Origin of the sequence: Microbacterium sp. CFBP 13617, assembly GCF_014839445.1 — a bacterium.
GTDB lineage: Bacteria > Actinomycetota > Actinomycetes > Actinomycetales > Microbacteriaceae > Microbacterium.
The window spans coordinates 589128-607680 of record NZ_JACYNW010000004.1; the positions used below are offsets into that span (position 1 = coordinate 589128).

Consider the following 18553-nt stretch of genomic DNA (forward strand, 5'->3'; position numbering starts at 1 on the left):
GCGGAACGGCGCCGGTCAGGGGCGGAGCTCGGCGCGCACCTCCGCCACGATCGCGGCCACGCGCGCGGCGGAGTCGGCCCACGAGTACAGGCTCTCGTTCAGGCGACCGCGACGGGAGAGCTCGGCCCGCAGCGCGGGGTCGCCGTCGAGGCGCTCGATCCCCCGGCGGATGTCGTCGGGGTCGCTCGGGTCGACCCACAGGGCGGAGTCGCCGAGCACGGTGGGAAGAGAGGCCGCCCGCGCGGCGAGCACCGGCGTACCCATGCGCTGCGCCTCGAGCGGGGGGATCCCGAAGCCCTCGTAGAGCGACGGGAAGGCGAACGCCGTCGCGCCGCGGTACAGGCGCGCGAGCTCGTCGTCGTCGACGCGACCGAGGAAGCGCACCCGGTCGCCGGCGGTGGCGCTCATCGACGTGTGGAAGGCCCTCGCCTGGTTGCCGACGATGAGCAGGCGGCGTATCTGCCGCAGATCGGCCCGGTCGAAGGCCGTGAGCAGGGCGTCGAAGTTCTTGTGGCGGTTCGGTGAGGACACCGCGAGCAGGTACGGGGACCCCTCGTCGTGCGCGGGGCCGTCGGCGGGGAAGTCGCTCGAGACGGCGTTGGCGACCACGCGGAGCTTGTCGGCCGGCACTCGGTAATGCAGGGCGATCTCGCGCGCCGAGAACCCGCTCACGGTGATGACGCGGGCGCTCGAGCGCAGCAGGGGCGGGATCAGGGCGCGGTAGAGCAGGCGGAACGATCGCGCGAAGCTCTCGGGATGACGCACGTAGGTGATGTCGTGGTGCGCGACGATCTGCGGCCGATAGCGCACCGGCCCGGTCGTGGCCAGGCCGAGCAGCAGGGGAGTGCCCGACCGGCGGAGGTGCGCGGGCAGATCGATCTGCTCCCAGAGGTGACCGCTGCGGCGTCCGACCTGTCGGATCTCGACGCCCAGGTCGGCGTCGAGGAGACGACCGGGTGGGGCGACGACCACGAGGTCGGTGAGGGGGGCGAGCTCGCGCACGATCTCGCGGGCGAATCGTTGGACCCCCGTCGTGGGGTGGGTGAGGAAACGGCCGTTGACGACGAGCGGGGTGTCGGAAGCAGACATGCGGGAGGGCTCCGGAGTGAGACGGCGGTGAGTGGGGAGGGCGGGCGCACGCGGTGCGACGACGTCTCAGCTTCGGCGCCGCGCTCGCCGCGGTTGGCGCGCCCCGAAAGGTGAGCACCCGGGTGAAGCGCGGGCCGCGCCCGGGTTCATCGACGGAGGGGGATACGCGCGGCGGCGGTGCTCATCGTTCGTTCACGCTGCTCCTCACCCCTCGACGCCGGGCGCGTCGTCATCCGCGCGCGCGGAGCCATTCGCGCAGGCCCCGGACCAGGCGCCGGCGGCGTGCCCGGTCGGGGTCGTCGGTGGCCTCACCCGCGCGGCGGGCCGAGGCGAGAGCGATGTCGTCGGGCGGCCAGACGAAGCGCAGGAGCAGACGCGCCCGCGTCGTCGGGGGCTCGCCCCGAAGCGCCGCCCAGTAGGCGCGGGCCCGGCTGGACTCGGCGCGCCAGGCCCAGTCGCGCGGGACGCCGTGGTCGCCGTCGAGCGACCCCGGGGGAGCCAGGGGGGCGAGCTCGTCGCGCAGCACGCCGACCGCGCCGAGCTCGCGCGCGCGATCGAGGGAACCGGGTGCCCGGGCGAGCAGCAGGGCGGCCGTGTCGGACGCCGCCCGCGTGCGCGGTCCCGCCCCGATGACGGGGCGCACGGCGTGCACGGCGGCGAGGACGGCGTGCGTGTCGGCGCGCGGCACCCGGATCTCGACGCCGGCGAAGCGCATCGGCTCGGCGTCGCGGAGCACGATCGCGAGAGCGTCGGCGTCGGCGAGGGTGAGTCCGGGGAAGCGGCGATGCACGTCGATCTCGCAGCCCCAGCCGTGTGGCGTCATGGTGGCGGTGTGGTGCACCGAGGTGCCGCGCCACGGATCGGGCTCGCGCGACCACCCCCACGGCTCGAGGGCCGCGGCCAGGATGTCGCCCTGCGCCGGGTCGCACCACACGTCGACGTCGCCGGAGTGCTCGCGCTCGCGCAACCCCTGGAGGAAGAGCGCCGGGCCCTTCGTGAACACGCAGGGGATGCCGTGCTGCGCGGCCACGCGGGCCGTCAGGGCGTACACGAGCTCGTGCAGCGGCGACGACAGCGTCGGCGGGTCGAGCCGGAGCACTCGCGCGGGGTGGGAGGGATCGCGGGAGACGAGGCCCGCGACGCTCATCTGGGCCAGCATCTCGCGCTCCGCCGGCTCGAGGTCGGCGTCGCCGACGGGGGCCCGCTCGATCAGCCGACGCCAGAGGGCGGCGCCCGCGCCCACCAGGCACAGGGCATCACCGGGGTCGGTCGGAACCATCAGGATCTCGGCACCGGCGTCGAACAGGGCCGACCCCCGCACGTCGAGGGCGCCGTGGGCGATCGCGAACCACCCGTCGGCGGGCGGGGAAGAACTCATGCATCGCTCCCGGGTGGGTGGTGGGCGATCTCTCACTCTTCCGCGTGCCACGGCGCGCGCGGATCGATGTGCGCCCTCCGCCGTCGGACGGCAACGAGAAGTTCGTCCGCGACATCACCCGCGACGCGCGTTCCCTCGCCACGGCACGTGCGCGAGGCGCGTCGACTCAGCGCACGCCGCCCCGGTCCACCAGGCGCGTCGGAACGAGGTGCGTGTGCGACCCCGTCGCGGGAGAGGCCCTGCGGGCGAGGAGCGTCTCGGCCGCGCGCGTGCCGAGGTCGGCCACGTCGTAGTCGACGATCCGTATGCGCCGGGGGAGCAGACGTGAGAGTTCGAAGTCGTCGAAGCCGGCGATGGCGACGTCGGCTCCGCGGGGCAGGATGGCCTCGAGTGCGCCGATCGTGACGCGGTTGTTCGCGCAGAACACGGCCGTGGGCGGATCGTCGAGGTCGAGCAGGCGCTGCATCGCCTCGTGGGCGACCGCCGGGGTGTGGAGGCCGTCGACGACCATCGCGGGATCGGGCTCGCGTCCCGCGGCGCGGAAGGCTTCGTGGACCCCCGCCCAGCGCTCGGCCATCGTGTAGATCCCGCGGGCGTCCATCAGGACGGCGATGCGGCGGTGTCCGGCCTCGAGCAGTTCGGCGACGGCGGCGCGCGCCCCGCCGCGGTTGTCGAGCAGGATCGCGTCGGCGGGCACACCGCTGCCGGGACGGTCGAGGAAGACGACCGGGGTGCCGAGCTCGACCTCGCGCCGCAGATAGGAGTGGTCGTCGGCCGTCGGCACGACGATGAGCCCGCCGACCTGGCGCTGGCACAGGTCGAGGGCGAGGGTGCGCTCGGTGTCGGCGTCTTCTTCGCTGGAGGCCATGACCAGGTGCATGCGCTCACGGGCCGCGACGGTCGAGACGGCGGCGGCGACGGCCATGTAGAAGGTGTTCGACAGGTCGGCCGCGATGAAGCCCACGGTGTCGCGATTGCCGGAGCGCAGGCTCGCGGCGAGGGCGTTGCGGTGGTAGCCGAGTCGTGCGACGGCCGACTGAACCCGCTCGGTCATCGCGGGGTCGACGTTCGGTTCGCCGTTGATGACGCGCGAGACGGTCTTGAGACTCACGCCCGCGTCGGCGGCCACGTCGACCATCGTGGGGCGGCCGGTCTTGCGCATGAGTCTCCTCGGATGCCGTCGGGCACGGCATCCTCCGAGCATAGGGACCCGGGCAGGCCGACTTCGGGATCCGGGCTGGCCGACTTCGGGATCCGCGCGTCGGCGGGGGCTGATGCGCCCGTCGAGTGTCCAAGACACGCCGCTGCCAGCGCGACGGATGCGGCGAGTCCTGGACACTCGACGGGTTTGGCGGGAGCAGGTCAGACAGAGCTCGGAGCGACGAGCGTGCCGGTCTCGTGCGAGGCGATGGCGGCGGCGAACAGCCGGTGCGTCAGCGCGGCCTCATCCGGGCGGACGCAGCCGAAGCCGTCGCCGAGCTCGCCCACGTACTCGGCGAGGAAGGCCGCCCACATCTGCAGGATGGCATCCGAGAAGCCGGACTCGAAGTTGGCTCCGGTCACCGTGGGCCACACCGACTGGCTGCCCGCGTCGATCTTCTGCCAGCTCTGCTCTCGCCCGACGCCGGGGACCTCGATGACGGCGAAGACCTCGACCTGCTTGGGGTTCTTGGTGCTGAAGCGCACGCCGCCCGACATGCCGATGGCCTCGAACTCCCACGTGTTCTTGTGGCCCGGCGCGATGCGCTTGGTCTGGGTGGTGAGCGGGAAGGGGGCGCCGTCGTGGCGGGCCCAGGAGTGGATCACGGCGTTGTCCCAGGTGTCGCACGGCTGCGGGGTGCCGTCGGGACCGGGGCGCTCGGTGACGATGTCCTGCAGGATGCCGACCACCTTCTCGGGCGTCCACCCCAGGCGCAGCGGCACGTGCCAGGTGTGCATGCCGAGGTCGTTGAGCACGCCCGCGTCGCCGCAGAACTGCTTCTGCCGCTTCCAGTTCAACGGCTTGTCCACGTCGATGTCACTGGAGTGCAGGAACGAGCAGTTCGCCTCGACGATGCGGCCCAGGGCTCCCGAGCGCACGTAGTCGACGGCCCACTGGGCGCCGGGGAAGAACGGCATCTCGCTCGAGACCCGCACGAACGACACGGGGTTGTCGGCGATGGCGGCGACGACCGCGTCGGCGGCGGCCCGGTCGATGCCGAACGGCTTCTCGGCCAGCAGAGCTTTGCCCGCGCGGATGGTGTCGACGTACAACCGCTCGTGCAGGTCGTGGCGCACCGCGATGTAGACGACGTCGACGCGGGGGTCGGCGAGCAGCTCGTGGTGGTCGGTCGTGGTCAATTGCACGGTGTCGATGCGCTCGAAGAATTCGAGCGCCGCGGGGTTGATGTCGCAGACGGCCACGAGCTCGGGCTCGACGGGGTGGTCGATGAGGGCGGGCCAGCGGCGCAGCGCCGCGGCGATCTCGCGGCCCATCAGCCCTCCGCCGATGATGCCGATGCCTACCTTCTTGCCGGTCATGCGGCACCGCCGATCAGGCTCAGGGCCTCGTCGACCGAGGCGTCGTCGTGCACGACGGCCATGAGGGCCGCGGTGATGCCGGCGGGGTCGCGATGCTGGATGACGTTGCGGCCGTAGACGATGCCGCGGGCGCCCTGTTCGAGCACGGCGCGCGTGCGCTCCAGGAGCGTGCGGTCGTCGACGCGCCCCCCGCCGCGGACCAGCAGGGGAGTGTCTCCGGCGGCCTGGATCACCCGGTGGTACTCGGTGATGTCGTCGGTGGGGTCGGCCTTGATGAGGTCGGCGCCGAGCTCGCGTGCCTGACGCACGAGGGTGACGATCTTGGCGGTGTCGCCGTCGACGCCGTACCCGCCGCTGCCGGGCTTGGTCTGCATGACGAGGGGCTCGATCATCAGCGGCATCCCGTACCGCTCGGCGTCGGTGCGAAGAGCCAGGATCGACCGGATGCACTGCTCGCGCACCTGGGGTTCCCCGGGCAGATCGAGCAGGTTCACGCACACGGCGACGGCGTCGAGGCGCACGGCGACCTCGATCGCGTCGGGCACGTGGATGCTGTGCAGGGGGGATTCGAGCGGGTCGCCGTACACGTTGGCGATGTCGGTGCGCAGCACCAGGCCGGGCTTCTGCTTGCCGGGGACGCTCTGCAGCAGCGGAGCCTGGCCGAGCGTGAGCTGCACGGCGTCGGGGCCGGCTTCGACGAGCGTCCGGACGGTGGCGGCCATGTCTTCGATACCGGTGAGGAAGCCGTGTTCGTGGAACGCGCCGTGGTCGACGGCGACGTCGAGCGCGCGGCCGGAGGTCGCGTTGAAGAGGCGGTGGAGGCGGGGTTTCGACATGGGGTGTGGGTCTCCGAGACGTCGGGTCGGGGCGCGGCTCTGCGCTCGACCGTCAGTATGCGGGGCGCGAGACAACGTTGTCAACGACTGCTAACGTGGGCCGCGCAACGGCGAGGAAGGCGGCGCTCATGGGCGAGCTGTACGGATCGACGATCGACGAGGCGCGCCGCAGGGCGGGGTGCACGGCGCAGGTCGCGAGCGTGGAGGCATCGGTGCGCACCGACGGACCGGATGCCGGAACCCGGCGCCTGCGCGTGATCGCGGGCGACCTCGAGGTCGAGCTGCTGCCCGACCGCGGCCTCGATCTCGGTCAGGTGCGTCACCGTGGTGTGCCGCTCGCCTGGGTGTCGCCCACGGGCTGGCCGCGGCCGGGAGCGGGGGGCTTCGGCGCCTCGTTCGGGGGAGGCCTCGTCACGACCTGCGGCTTGCTGTCGTTCGGCCCGCCGTCGGTCGACGCCGAGGGGGAGCACCCCCAGCACGGGCGGTACAGCGGGCTCTCGGCATCCGTCACCCGAGCCGAGGTGACCCCGGACGCCGTGGTGGTCGAGGCGGTCGTTGTGGAGGCCACGGTGCTCGGCGCCCATCTGGAGCTGCGGCGGAGCGTGCGGGTTCCGCTCGGTGAGGGGCGGATCGAGCTGCGCGACGAGATCGTCAACCGCGGCTCCCGCGAGGTGGAGCCCATGGTGCTGTACCACGTCAACCTCGGCTGGCCGCTGGTGGCGACGGGCTCGGTGCTGCGCTCTCCCGCCACGGGGGTGCAGCCGCGTGACGCCGCGGCCGAGGCGGGACTGTCGTCGTGGGCGGAGTTCCCCGAACCCGTCGCGCACTACCCCGAGCAGGTGTTCGCGCACGAACTGCCGACCGACCGTCGGGTGAGCGCCGAGGTGATCGCGCCGTCGGGGCTCGGCATCCGGATCTCGTTCGACACCTCGGTGCTGCCGGGGATGTTCCAGTGGCGCGTGGCGCAGGAGGGCGGGGTGGTGCTCGGGGTGGAGCCGGCGACGGCCGCGACGATCCTCGGTCGCGGCGACGCGCGGGCGAGGGGGCTGCTGCGCGCACTCGCCCCCGGAGCCTCGTGGGAGCTCGGTCTCGACATCGCTGTCATCCGAGATGCTTCCGTGACTTGACAACGTTGTCCCATCGGGCTCATGCTGACTCCAGCGCAGCCCGCCCGAGGGTTTCGTCCCCAATGACAACGATGTCGGAGATGCGATGACGCACGACGAGCGACCGGCCGCCACGGCGGCCACCGAGGCCATGGCGCCCCGGTCGCGCGCCCGACTCATCGACGTCGCCACGGCCGCGGGGGTCAGCCCCAAGACGGTGTCCCGTGTCGTCAACGACGAAGCCGGCGTGCTGCCCGCCACCCGCGATCGCGTGCTGTGGGCCGTGCGCGAACTGGGCTTCGTCCCCGACCGCAGCGCTCGGGAACTCAAGCGGCGCGACGCCGACACGATCGGCATTCTGATCGACGCGATCAGCGACCCGTTCTTCGCCGCGTTCGTCAGCGTCGTCGAAGAGCTCGCCGTCGCCGAGGGACTCAGCGTCATCTTCGCCAGCACCGGCTACGACGCCGCCCACGAGCGCACCCAGCTCGACCGCCTCACCGGGCACCGCCTCGCGGGCCTCATCGTCGCGCCCGTCGCCGTGGACGCCGCGACCCTCGCGGGGCTGCGCACCCGCTTTCCGGTCGTCTGCATCGACCGCTCGCGCCCGGGTATCGACGCCGTCGTGATCGACGACTTCGGCGCCGCCGCGGAGGCCACCGCCGCCCTCGTCGCCCACGGGCACCGTCGGATCGCCTTCATGGGCGAGGACGTGCCCTATCCCACGGTCGACGATCGCCTGGCCGGCTACCGCTCGGCTCTGAAAGCGGCGGGTCTGCCGTTCGATCCCTCGCTCGTCGTCACCCACGAGCGCTTCGGCCGAGGCGAGGCCGCCGAGGCCTCGCGCCTGCTCGAACGCGGCGACGCCCCCACCGCGCTGCTCTGCGCGACCAGCCTCGCGGCGATCGGAACGGTCCGGGCGATCCGCGCGAAGGGCCTGCGCATGCCGGCGCTCATCTCGTTCGGCGATTTCACCCTCGCCGAGGTGCTGGAGCCGGCGATCACCTACGTCGACCACGACCCGCGCCTGCTCGCGGTCGCGGCGTTCCGGCTGCTGCGGCAGCGCGCCGCGCGCCCCGACGAGGGTCCCGCGCGCATCGTCGTGCCGACCCGCCTCGTCCCGCGGGGATCGGGCGAGGTCGGCGTCGGTGCCGGATCCCTGCCCGCCGTCGCCGCGGAGGGGGCGTCCGTCGCGCAGCCCGCGTCCGCCGGGCGGCCCGCCGTGCCCTCGGCGCCTGCCGGGGAGCCCGCCCCCTCGGCACCTGCCGGGCAGCCCGCCCCGTCGGCGTCGGCCGGGCAGTCCGCCCCGCCCGAGGCCGCCGCCCTCTCCGTCGCCGTGATCGAGCCCGCCGCGGCGCTCGTGGCGACGGCCTTCGCCCTCGCCCGCACCGAGACCTCCGGCGTCGCCGCCGTGTCGTCCTCCGAACCGATCGGAGCCTCGTGATGAAGCCCGTCCTGCTGCCCCCGAACCCCGTGCAGCACTTCTACCTCGGCGGTGACCGCATCGCGGCCCTCCGCGGCATCGTGCCCGAGACCGACCGCCAGCCCGAGGAGTGGCTCGGCTCGACCGTCTCGCGCTTCGGCTCCGACACCATCGGCCTCGCGATCGCCGAGGACGGCGCGTTCCTGCGCGACCTGGTCACGGCCGACCGCGCCGCGTGGGTGGGGGCCCGCGGGGGACGCGACGCCGCGGATCTCGGCATCCTGGTCAAGCTGCTCGATGCGCGCCAGCGTCTTCCCGTGCATGTGCACCCCGACCGCGAGTTCGCGCGCGGGCACCTCGACTGCCCGTACGGCAAGACCGAGGCCTGGTACGTGCTCGAGACCGAGGACGACTGCGCCGTGCACGTCGGGTGGAACCAGGCCGTCGACCGCGACGAGCTCGACCGCCGCCGCGACGCGCAGGACAGCGAGTGGATGCTCTCGCGGATGAACCGCGTGGTCGTCCGCCCCGGGATGGGCGTGCTCGTGCCCGCCGGCACCGTGCACGCGATCGACGGTGGGATCTTCGTCGCCGAGGTGCAGGAGCCCACCGACTTCTCGATCCTGCTCGAGTGGTCGGTCACGACCTCGACCCGCGACGAATCGCACCTCGACCTGGGCTTCGACGCCGTCATGCCCGCCGTGTCGACCGAGAAGCTGGATGCCGCAGCCCTCGACGCCCTGATCAGCACGGCCGGCGCGACGCCGGCGGGGAACGACTTCCGCTCGCTGCTGCCCGCCGCCGCCGACCCGTACTTCCGCCTGTTCGACGCGGCCGGCGAGACCGCCGCCCGTGAAGCCGGTTTCGCGGTGGTGCTGGTGCGCGAAGGGGCCGGCGCGTTGGTGTCGGACGCGGGCTCGGTCGACGTCGAGCGCGGACAGGTCTACGCCGTCCCGCACGCCTTCGGCGCCTGGCGCCTGACGGGCGCGGCCGACGTGCTCGTCGCGGCGCCCGGCGCCGGCTGGCCCGGGACCCTGCGCGGCGGGGGAGTGCGGTGAGCGACTACGTCGTCGGCATCGACATGGGAAGCACCAGCACCAAGCTGCTGGTCGCCACCCCAGACGGGCGCCAGGTGCTCGTCGCGAGCCGCCGCTCACCCTGGACCAACCTCGACCACGGCCAGGCCGAGATGCCCGCCGACCGCGCTATCGCTGTCGTCCGCGAGCTCGCGGCCGAGGCCGACCAACGCCTCGACGCGGGCTATCGCATCGTCGCCCTCGGGGTGTCGGGCATGGCCGAGGCGGGAGTGCTGCTCGACGCCGACGGCACCGCGCTCGCCCCGATCATGGCGTGGTTCGACCCGCGCGGCGCCGCTCAGATCGCGGCGACCCCCGACGCGTTCCGCGCCGAGTTCCCCGGCCGCACGGGGCTGCCGGTCGGGCCCCTGGCATCCATCGCCAAGCTCCTGCACCTGCGGGACCGGGGGATCGCGCTCGCCGGGACGACCTTCCTCAACGTTCCGGAGTTCGTCGTGCACGCCCTCGGCGGGCCCCGCGTGGCGGAGTACTCGCTCGTCTCGCGCACAGGACTCATCGACCAGGACGACAGCACCCCCTGGCAGGCGGCGCTCGACGTGCTCGGGGTGGACGAGACGATCCTCGGCGCTCGCGTCAGCGCCGGCGAGGCGGTCGGCACGCTGAGCGACCCGGCCATGCCCGCGGGCTTCCGCGGCGCCGCCCTCACCATCGCGGGACACGACCACCTCGTCTCGGCCGTCGCCGTCGGCGCCACCCACACGGGACAGCTGTACGACTCGATGGGCACCGCCGAGGCGCTCGTGCGCGTGCTCGACGACACCCTTCCGTTCGCCGCGCGCGAGCGTCTCGCCCACGCCGGTATCAACTGCGTGCGCCACGTCATCCCGGGCAAGTACGTGCTGCTCGCGGGCACCAAGTCGGGACTGCTCATGCGGCGGGTGCTGCAGCTGCTCGGGATCACGGATGCCACGGGGCGCGCGGTCATCGACGACGCGGCCGTGGCTCTTCCCGTGGACGGCACGCTCGCCGACGGCGGTCTCGTGGTGTCGGGCGCCCGCAACGATGACGGCGTGCTCAGGATCGTCGCGCAGAGCGACGGACTCAGCCCCGCCGAACTGTTCGCGGCCAGCCTGCGTCACGGCAACGAGATGCTCGCGGAGTGCATGGCCGTGATGGACCGCGAGGTCGCCCCTCCCACCTCGACGGTGCTCACCGGTGGCTGGTCGACCATGGCGTCCGTCGTGCGCTCGCGCTCGGCGCTGCTGCCCGAGGTCACCGTCTCGACCCACGACGAGGGCACCGCGTACGGCGCGGCGCTGTTCGCCGCGTTCGCCGCCGACGCGGCATCCCGGTCCTTCGAGGACGTCGCCGAGGCGTTCCTCTCTTCTTCTCTCGTCGCGGACGAGAGCCCTCTTCTCACCAACGAAAGGAGCTGACGATGTCGTCAGTCACCACCGCCGTTCCCGTGCTGCAGGCGCGGGGACTGTCGCGGCAGTTCGGTTCTGTCCGGGCGTTGAGCAATGTGGATTTCGAGGTCTATCCGGGGGAGGTCACCGCCCTGATCGGTGACAACGGTGCGGGGAAGTCGACGCTGGTGAAGGCCTTGTCGGGCAATCTCGCCGTCGATGAGGGCGAGATCCTCTTCGATGGGCAGCCGATCGAGATGTCGAATCCGCAGGTCGCGTCGGCGTTGGGGATCGAGACGGTGTACCAGGACCTGGCCTTGGCCCCGCATCTCGATCCGGTGCAGAACATGTACCTGGGCCGCGAGATCCGCCGCCCGGGCCTGGCCGGTGCGCTGGGGTTCATGAAGACGAAGGACATGGCGGTCGCCTCCCGTGCGGCGTTCGATGAGCTTGGCGCGACGGTGCGTTCGCTCACCTCTCCGGTGGGGGAGATGTCGGGTGGGCAGCGGCAGGCGATCGCGATCGCCCGTGCCGTGCACTGGGCCGGACGCCTGGTGTTCCTCGACGAACCCACCGCCGCTCTCGGTGTGCGTCAGACGAAGAACGTGCTCGAGACGATCCGGCGGGTGCGGGACAAGGGCATCGCGGTGGTGTTGATCTCCCACTCCATGCCGCACGTGATGGAGGTGTGCGACCGCATCCAGGTGCTGCGCCTGGGGACCCGGGTGGCGAACATCGACGCGAAACAGACCTCCATGGAAGAACTCGTCGGGCTCATGACCGGCGCCGTCACGAAGGACGACCAGAAATGAGCACCACGACACCTCCGACGGAGACCGTCGCCATCGGCACGTTCGACGATTCGAAACCGAACTTCTTCGTCGGTTTGCTGAAGGCGCAGGCCTTCCAGATCCTCATCATCCTCATCGTCATCGTGCTGATCTTCAGCGCCCTGGCGCCGGACTCGTTCGCCCAGTGGTCCAACTTCCGCCTCATCATCCAAAACGCCTCGATCCTCGCCGTCCTCGGCGTCGGCATGACGTACATCATCATCACCTCCGGCATCGACCTCTCCATCGGATCAGTGCTCGTGTTCTCCGGCGTCGTCTCGGCCCTCGTGATGCGAGCGCTCGGCGGTGAAGGGTGGGGCGTCGCCACGATCGGCATCCTGGTGTCGATCCTCAGCGGCGTCTGCTGGGGGCTGCTGAACGGCTTCCTCATCGCCAAGGCGAAGATCCCGCCGCTCATCGTCACGCTCGGTTCGCTCGGCATGGCCCTGGGCCTCGCGCAGATCCTCACCGGCGGCGTCGACGTGCGCGACGTTCCCACCGTGCTGACGGTGTCGATCGGGTACGGCAACGTGTTCGGGTCGCTGCCGATCATCAGCGTCATCGCCCTCGTCGTGGTCGTGATCGGGGCGATCGTGCTGCACTTCACCAAGTTCGGGCTCTACACCTACGCCGTCGGCTCCAGTGAGCTGGCCGCCCGCCGCGTCGGCGTGAAAGTCGACCGCCACCTCATCTCGGTCTACACCCTGTCGGGAGCACTCGCGGGCCTCGCCGGCATCCTCGCCCTCTCGCAGTTCTCGACCACCGCCATCGCGGGACAGTCGCAGACCAACCTCAACGTCATCGCCGCCGTCGTCATCGGCGGAACGTCCCTGTTCGGCGGTGTCGGCACGATCTTCGGCACGGTCGTGGGCCTGTTCATCCCCGCCGTGCTGCAGAACGGCTTCGTCATCACCGGCGTGCAGCCGTTCTGGCAGCAGGTCGCCGTGGGCGCGGTGCTGATCACCGCCGTCTACGTCGACCAGGTGCGCCGCACCGCCGCGACCCGCGGCAACACCCAAAGCCTCTGGCGAAAGTTCGTCAGCGGAGGACGCCGCGGCTGAGGCCCGGCATCCGACCCCACCAAGAGAGAACGGTCATCACAATGAAGTGGAACAGCAAGGTTCTCGCGTTCGCCACCCTCGGCGCCGCAGCCACCCTCGTCCTCGCCGGGTGCTCCGGCGGAGCCTCGTCGGGCTCCGCGTCGGGCGGCGCGGAGGGCGGGTACAAGATCGCGTTCGTGCAGGGCGTCGCCGGAGACGAGTTCTACATCTCCATGCAGTGCGGCATCCAGGACGAAGCCGCCAAAGAAGGCGCCACCGTCACCACCCAGGGTCCCGAGAAGTTCGACCCCACCCTGCAGAAGCCGATCGTCGACGCGATCGTCGCGTCGAAGCCCGACGCGCTGCTCATCGCCCCGACCGACGTGTCGGCCATGCAGGCGCCGATCGCGGCGGCGGAGGCGGCGGGCATCAAGGTCGTGCTCGTCGACACGACGCTGGAGGACCCCTCGGGCGCGGTCTCGCAGATCTCGTCCGACAACGAGGGCGGCGGAGCGGCCGCGTTCGAAGCCATTCAGGAGGCCAACCCGAACGGCGGCAAGGTGCTCGTCGTCTCGGTCGACCCCGGCATCTCGACCACGGACGCCCGAGCGAAGGGCTTCGAAGACGCCGTCGCGAAGGACAGCAAGTTCGAATCCGTGGGTGTGCAGTACTCGCACAACGAGCCCTCCACGGCAGCGGAGATCGTGACCGCCGCGCTGCAGAAGGACCCCGACATCGTCGGCATCTTCGCCGCCAACCTGTTCGCCGCCGAGGGCTCCGCCACCGGTGTGCAGCAGGCCGGTAAGCAGGGCGCTGTCACCATCGTCGGCTTCGATGCCGGCCCCGCCCAGGTCAAGGCCCTCCAGGCCGGCACGGTCCAGGCCCTCGTCGCGCAGGAGCCCGCCACCATCGGCTCCGACGGTGTCAAGCAGGCCATCGCCGCCCTCAAGGGCGAAGCGACGGAGGAGAAGATCCAGACCGGCTTCACCATCCTGACGAAGGACAACATCGACACCGACGGCAAGGACGCGGTCTACAAGTCCACCTGCTGACACCCCGGATGCCGGGGCTCCCACATCCGCGTGGGGGTCCCGGCATCCCCCCTCCGCTCTTCGCGTGAGTCGCCACACTTTGTCGCATCAACCACCACGTCAGCGACAGATTCTGGCGACTCACGCGCGCGCGAAGCGCCGAATACGCGAAGCGCCACCGATCACCACCGACGAGAAAGACACCGCCGTGCCGCTGGCCGACATGCCCGAACTGCTCGCCGCGCACCGCGCGGTCGGGGCCTTCAACTTCATCACCCTCGAGGTCGCCGAGGCGATCGTCGCCGGGGCCGAAGCCGCCGACCGCGGCGTGATCCTCCAGCTGTCGCAGAACGCCATCGCGTTCCACGGGGGGCTCGCCCCGGCGGCGTCCGCTGCACTGCGGCTGGCCGAGGCCGCCCGGGTGCCCGTCGTCGTGCACCTCGACCACGCCACCGACGAGTCGCTCGTCGACGAGGCGTTGGCCGTCGGCATCCGGTCGGTCATGTTCGACGCGGCTCACCTTCCGGATGCCGAGAACCTCGACCGCACCGCCGCCGTCGCCGCACGCGTGCACGCCGTGGACGCCTGGGTCGAGGCCGAGCTAGGCGAGATCGGGGGCAAGGGCGCGCACGCACCGGGCGTCCGCACCGACGTCGCCGAGGCCGTGCGCTTCGTCGGCGAGACCGGCGTCGACGCCCTCGCCGTCGCGGTCGGCAGCGAGCACGCCATGCGCGAGCGCACGGCGCGGCTCGACGAAGCCCTGATCGCCGACCTCTCCGCCGCCCTGTCCGTGCCCCTCGTGCTGCACGGTTCCAGCGGCGTCGCCGACGCCGGCATCGACGGCGCCGTGCGCGCGGGGGTGCGCAAGGTCAACGTCGGCACGCACCTGAACCAGGTGCTGACCTCCGCGGTGCGCGCGGAGCTCGACCGGGACCCGGATGCCATCGACCCGCGCCGCTGGCTCTCGCCCGGCCGCGAGGCGGTCGCGGGCGAAGTGCATCGACTGCTCGACGTCATCACCGGACGCACCGCATGACCGGCATCGTCACCCTCACCGCGGCGGGGGCCATCGACGCGACATACCGCGTCGGCATCCTGCGCCGCGGCGCCTTCGCCCGCGCCGACAGTTACACGCGGGAGGTGAGCGGCAAGGGCGTCAACGTCTCGGCCGCCCTCGCCGCGGGCGGCGCGCCTACGGCCGCCGTCGTGGTGCTCGGCGCCGACGACGTGCGCTTCGCGCGCTGCGGACTCACCGCCCCCCTGCTGCGCATCGTCGAGGTGCCCGGCGCGACACGCGTGAACACGTCGATCGTCGACGCCGACGGAGCGACCACCAAGGTGAACGCTCCCACCCCGCCGCTGTCGGCGGAGGCGTGGGATGCCACGGTGTCGGCCGTGCGCGACGAGCTCGCCGCGCGGGAGCAGCCCTGGCTCGTCATCTCGGGCAGCCTGCCGGAGCTCGCGGGAACCCACGCCCTCGTCGACCTCACCGCCGTCCGCGCGGCGGCCCGCGAGCGCGGTGCCCGCGTGGCCGTCGACACCAGCGGAGCCGCGCTCGACGCGCTGCTCGCCGACCCCGCCGGCATCGACCTGCTCACCCCGAACGTCGACGAGCTGTCCGCTGCGGTCGGGCGCCCCCTCACCACCCTGGGCGACGTCGTCACCGCCGCGCGCGAGATCGTCGCGCGCGGCGTGGGCATCGTGCTGGCGAGCATGGGCGCCGACGGCCTGCTCGCCGTCACCGCCCAGCGGGTGGTCTTCGCCCGCGCCGAGGCCCCGCACGTCGCCAACACGGCGGGGGCGGGGGATGCCGCCCTGGCGGGGTTCCTGCTCGGTCTCACCCGCGCGCCCGCCGCGGCGGCGGCCGGCGCCGATTCGCTCGCGGTCGCCGCAGCCTCGGCCGCGGAGTGGGGAGCCCATGCGGTGGCGCACGCGTCGACCCTCGTCGCGGGACCGCCCCAGGGCATCCGGGCCCTCGTCGACACCGAGCCCGACCTCACTCGCGCCCTGAGCCCGGAGGGCGACGCGTGAGCGTCCTCGCTCCCGAGATCACCGCGGCGGTCGCCGACGTGTCGCGCGTCCGCACGCGCGCGATCGACCGGGTCGCCTACGCCAACGACGCCTCCCATTACCTGCTGACCCCGGATGCCGTGGTGGTCGCCGCCGACGCGGCCGAGGTGGGAGCGATCCTGCGGGCGGCCACGGCATCCGGTACCCCCGTCACGTTCCGCTCGGGCGGCACCAGCCTGTCGGGGCAGTCGTCGGGTGCGGGGCTGCTCATCGACGTGCGGCAGGGCTTCGGGCGCATCGACGTGCTCGACGGCGGGCGCCGCGTGCGCTCTCAGCCGGGCGCCACGGTGCGCCAGGTCAACGCGCGTCTGCTGCGGCACGGGCACCGGCTCGGCCCCGATCCGGCGAGCGAAGCGGCGTGCACGATCGGCGGGGTCGTGGCGAACAACTCCAGCGGCATGGCGTGCGGAACGGAGGAGAACTCGTACCGCACCCTCGAGGGACTGGTGCTGGTGCTGGCATCCGGGACCGTCGTCGACACGGCCGCCCCCGACGCCGACGCGTTGCTGCGCGATCGCGAGCCGGCGCTGGTCGCCGGACTGATGCGGCTGCGCGAGAGAGTCGTCGCGAACAGCGCGAGCGTCGCGCTCATCGAGCGGCAGTTCGCGATGAAGAACACGATGGGCTACGCCCTCAACGCGTTCCTCGACTTCGACACCCCGGCGGCTCTGCTCGCGCACCTCACGGTGGGATCCGAGGGGACGCTCGCGTTCGTCGCCGAGGCGACGTTCCGCACGGTGCCGATCCGCCCGGCCGTCGCCACGACGCTCGCGGTGTTCCCCACGCTCGACGCGGCCACCCGCGCTCTTCCCGCCCTGGTGTCGACGGGAGTGGCGACGCTGGAGCTGATGGATGCCACCTCCCTGCGCGTCGGACAGCGTCTGGCCGGCACCCCCGCCGCCATCCACGGGTTCGAGGCCACCACGCAGGCGGCGCTGCTCGTGGAGTACCACGCGGACGACGCTCCCGCGCTCCGGGAGCTCGCCGGGGCGGGCGCACGCGTGCTCGCCGGGGAGGACCTGCTCGACGCGGCCGTCTTCTCCCGTGACCCGGTGCAGCGCGCCGCCGCGTGGACCTTCCGAAAGGGCCTCTACGCCTCGGTCGCCGGGGCCCGCCCCTCGGGCACGACGGCGCTGCTCGAAGACGTGGTCGTGCCCGTCGCGCGTCTCGCCGACACCTGCGAAGGGCTACGGCAGCTGTTCGCGCGATTCGGCTACGACGACAGCGTGATCTTCGGCCACGCCAAGGACGGCAACATCCACTTCATGCTCACCGACCGCTTCGAGGGCGCGAAAGCGCTCGGTCGGTTCGAGGGGTTCACCGAGGCGATGGTCGACCTGGTGCTCGACGCCGGGGGCAACCTCAAGGCCGAGCACGGCACCGGTCGCGCGATGGCGCCGTACGTGCGCCGGCAGTACGGCGACGAGCTGTACGACGTGATGGTCGAGCTGAAGCGTCTGCTCGACCCGAGCGGCATCCTGAACCCGGGCGTGATCATCAGCGACGACCCCGGTGCGCACATGCGCGACCTGAAGACGCCGGTGTCGATCGAACCCGAGGCCGACCGGTGCGTGGAGTGCGGGTACTGCGAGCCGGTGTGCCCGAGTCGATCGCTCACGTTGACGCCGCGCCAGCGGATCGTCGTGCGGCGGGCGTCGACCGCAGCCCGCGAGCGCGGCGACGGGGCTCTCGTCGCGGAGCTCGAGCGCGACTACGACTACGACGGCGTGCAGACCTGCGCCGTCGACGGCATGTGCCAGACGGCCTGCCCCGTGCTCATCAACACCGGGACGCTGATGAAGCGCTTCCGTCGCGAGGATGCCAACCCGGTGCTGGCCGCGGGATGGTCGGCGGCGGCGACCGGATGGGGAGCGGTGACGCGCGCGGGATCCGCCGCGCTGACGGTCGCCGCGGCGCTGCCCACGCCGCTCGTGCGGACGGTGACGGATGCCGCCCGCGCGGTGCTCGGCGCCGAATCGGTGCCGCGGTACTCGGCGGAGCTTCCCGCCGGTGGGGCATCGCGGCGGTCGCTGGGGTCTCGGGTCGGCGCGGCGGGTGTGGAGCCCGTGGCGGTGTTCCTGCCGGCCTGCGTGGGCAGCATGTTCGGTGCCTCCGAGGGCATCGGCGCGACCGCGGCGTTCACCCGGCTATTGGAGCGCGCCGGCGTCTCGGCGGTCGTCCCCGACGGCATCGACGCGCTCTGCTGCGGCACCCCGTGGTCGTCGAAGGGCTACGCGAAGGGGCACGCCACCATGTCGGCCCGCGTGCGTGCGGCCGTCCGAGAGGCCACGCGCGACGGCGCCCTCCCGGTGGTGTGCGACGCGTCGAGCTGCACCGAAGGTTTCGCGGCGACGCTGCGCGACGACGGCATCCGGGTTCTGGATGCCGTGGCCTTCACGGCATCCGATCTGCTTCCGCGTCTCACCCCGACACCGGTGGCCGAGCTGCTGGCGCTGCACCCGACCTGCTCGTCGACGCAGTTGGGCATCGACCCGGCACTCCGCGCGATCGGTGCGGTCGTGGCATCCGAGGTCCGTGTTCCCGACGCCTGGGGCTGCTGCGCGTATGCGGGCGATCGCGGCATGCTGCACCCGGAGCTGACCGAGGCCGCGACCGCTCCCGAGGCGGCCGAGGTCGCCGGCTGGGGCGCCGACGCGTACGCCTCGTGCAACCGCACCTGCGAGCTGGGCATGACGAAGGCGACGGGGGAGTCGTACGTGCACGTGCTGGAGCTGCTGGAGCGGGCGACGCGGTCGGGCGCGTGAGGCGTCAGGCCCCGCCGCCTCG

At 72.4% G+C, this 18553-nt stretch carries 15 protein-coding genes; 10 read left to right on the forward strand and 5 right to left on the reverse strand.

The features are described 5' to 3' along the window. Positions 1–15 precede the first annotated feature (15 nt). The 5 genes from IFU40_RS14665 to IFU40_RS14685 form a co-directional block, all read right to left on the reverse strand. The gene (locus tag IFU40_RS14665) at positions 16–1089 is read right to left on the reverse strand and encodes a glycosyltransferase family 4 protein (RefSeq protein WP_191926789.1); all 1074 of its coding nucleotides are present in this window, start codon (positions 1087–1089) and stop codon (positions 16–18) included. Positions 1090–1318: 229 nt separating this feature from the next. Next, entirely contained in the window at positions 1319–2467 is a 1149-nt protein-coding gene (locus IFU40_RS14670) for a nucleotidyltransferase family protein (protein ID WP_191926790.1), read from the reverse strand. Between the two features lie 166 nt (positions 2468–2633). After that, on the reverse strand, positions 2634–3629 hold the full coding sequence (locus IFU40_RS14675; protein WP_191926791.1) for a LacI family DNA-binding transcriptional regulator: 996 nt from the start codon (positions 3627–3629) through the stop codon (positions 2634–2636). 200 nt (positions 3630–3829) lie between these two features. Next, positions 3830–4987, reverse strand: coding sequence for a Gfo/Idh/MocA family protein (locus IFU40_RS14680; RefSeq protein WP_191926792.1), 1158 nt, complete (start codon positions 4985–4987; stop codon positions 3830–3832). After that, positions 4984–5823: a class I fructose-bisphosphate aldolase gene (locus IFU40_RS14685; RefSeq protein ID WP_070409265.1), complete on the reverse strand. Its 840-nt coding sequence runs from the start codon at positions 5821–5823 to the stop codon at positions 4984–4986. Before IFU40_RS14685 ends, IFU40_RS14680 begins: the two co-directional genes overlap by 4 nt. A 128-nt stretch (positions 5824–5951) precedes the next feature. Here IFU40_RS14685 and IFU40_RS14690 point away from each other — a divergent pair, with 128 nt between their 5' ends. The 10 genes from IFU40_RS14690 (at position 5952) to IFU40_RS14735 (ending at position 18531) form a co-directional block, all read left to right on the forward strand. Next, positions 5952–6950: an aldose 1-epimerase family protein gene (locus IFU40_RS14690; RefSeq protein WP_191926793.1), complete on the forward strand. Its 999-nt coding sequence runs from the start codon at positions 5952–5954 to the stop codon at positions 6948–6950. 85 nt (positions 6951–7035) lie between these two features. Continuing rightward, on the forward strand, positions 7036–8373 hold the full coding sequence (locus IFU40_RS14695; protein ID WP_191926794.1) for a LacI family DNA-binding transcriptional regulator: 1338 nt from the start codon (positions 7036–7038) through the stop codon (positions 8371–8373). Next, on the forward strand, positions 8370–9410 hold the full coding sequence (locus IFU40_RS14700; RefSeq protein ID WP_198424688.1) for a class I mannose-6-phosphate isomerase: 1041 nt from the start codon (positions 8370–8372) through the stop codon (positions 9408–9410). The genes IFU40_RS14695 and IFU40_RS14700 overlap by 4 nt, the downstream gene beginning before the upstream one ends. Continuing rightward, positions 9407–10825: an FGGY family carbohydrate kinase gene (locus tag IFU40_RS14705; protein WP_198424689.1), complete on the forward strand. Its 1419-nt coding sequence runs from the start codon at positions 9407–9409 to the stop codon at positions 10823–10825. The genes IFU40_RS14700 and IFU40_RS14705 overlap by 4 nt, the downstream gene beginning before the upstream one ends. A gap of 2 nt (positions 10826–10827) precedes the next feature. Further along, positions 10828–11607 carry an ATP-binding cassette domain-containing protein gene (locus IFU40_RS14710; RefSeq protein ID WP_070409269.1) on the forward strand — a complete coding sequence of 260 codons (780 nt, stop codon included), beginning with the start codon at positions 10828–10830 and terminating at the stop codon, positions 11605–11607. Next, the gene (locus IFU40_RS14715; protein WP_070409270.1) at positions 11604–12686 is read left to right on the forward strand and encodes an ABC transporter permease; all 1083 of its coding nucleotides are present in this window, start codon (positions 11604–11606) and stop codon (positions 12684–12686) included. The genes IFU40_RS14710 and IFU40_RS14715 overlap by 4 nt, the downstream gene beginning before the upstream one ends. Positions 12687–12727: 41 nt before the next feature. After that, positions 12728–13717, forward strand: a complete 990-nt coding sequence (locus tag IFU40_RS14720) for an ABC transporter substrate-binding protein (RefSeq protein WP_070409271.1) — start codon at positions 12728–12730, stop codon at positions 13715–13717. Positions 13718–13904: 187 nt separating this feature from the next. Then, positions 13905–14732 carry a class II fructose-bisphosphate aldolase gene (locus tag IFU40_RS14725; RefSeq protein ID WP_342343540.1) on the forward strand — a complete coding sequence of 276 codons (828 nt, stop codon included), beginning with the start codon at positions 13905–13907 and terminating at the stop codon, positions 14730–14732. Beyond that, positions 14729–15727: a 1-phosphofructokinase family hexose kinase gene (locus IFU40_RS14730; RefSeq protein WP_191926795.1), complete on the forward strand. Its 999-nt coding sequence runs from the start codon at positions 14729–14731 to the stop codon at positions 15725–15727. Before IFU40_RS14725 ends, IFU40_RS14730 begins: the two co-directional genes overlap by 4 nt. Further along, a complete protein-coding gene (locus tag IFU40_RS14735) occupies positions 15724–18531 on the forward strand; it encodes an FAD-linked oxidase C-terminal domain-containing protein (protein ID WP_191926796.1) in 2808 nt (935 codons plus the stop codon). The genes IFU40_RS14730 and IFU40_RS14735 overlap by 4 nt, the downstream gene beginning before the upstream one ends. The last annotated feature ends 22 nt before the right edge of the window (positions 18532–18553 follow it).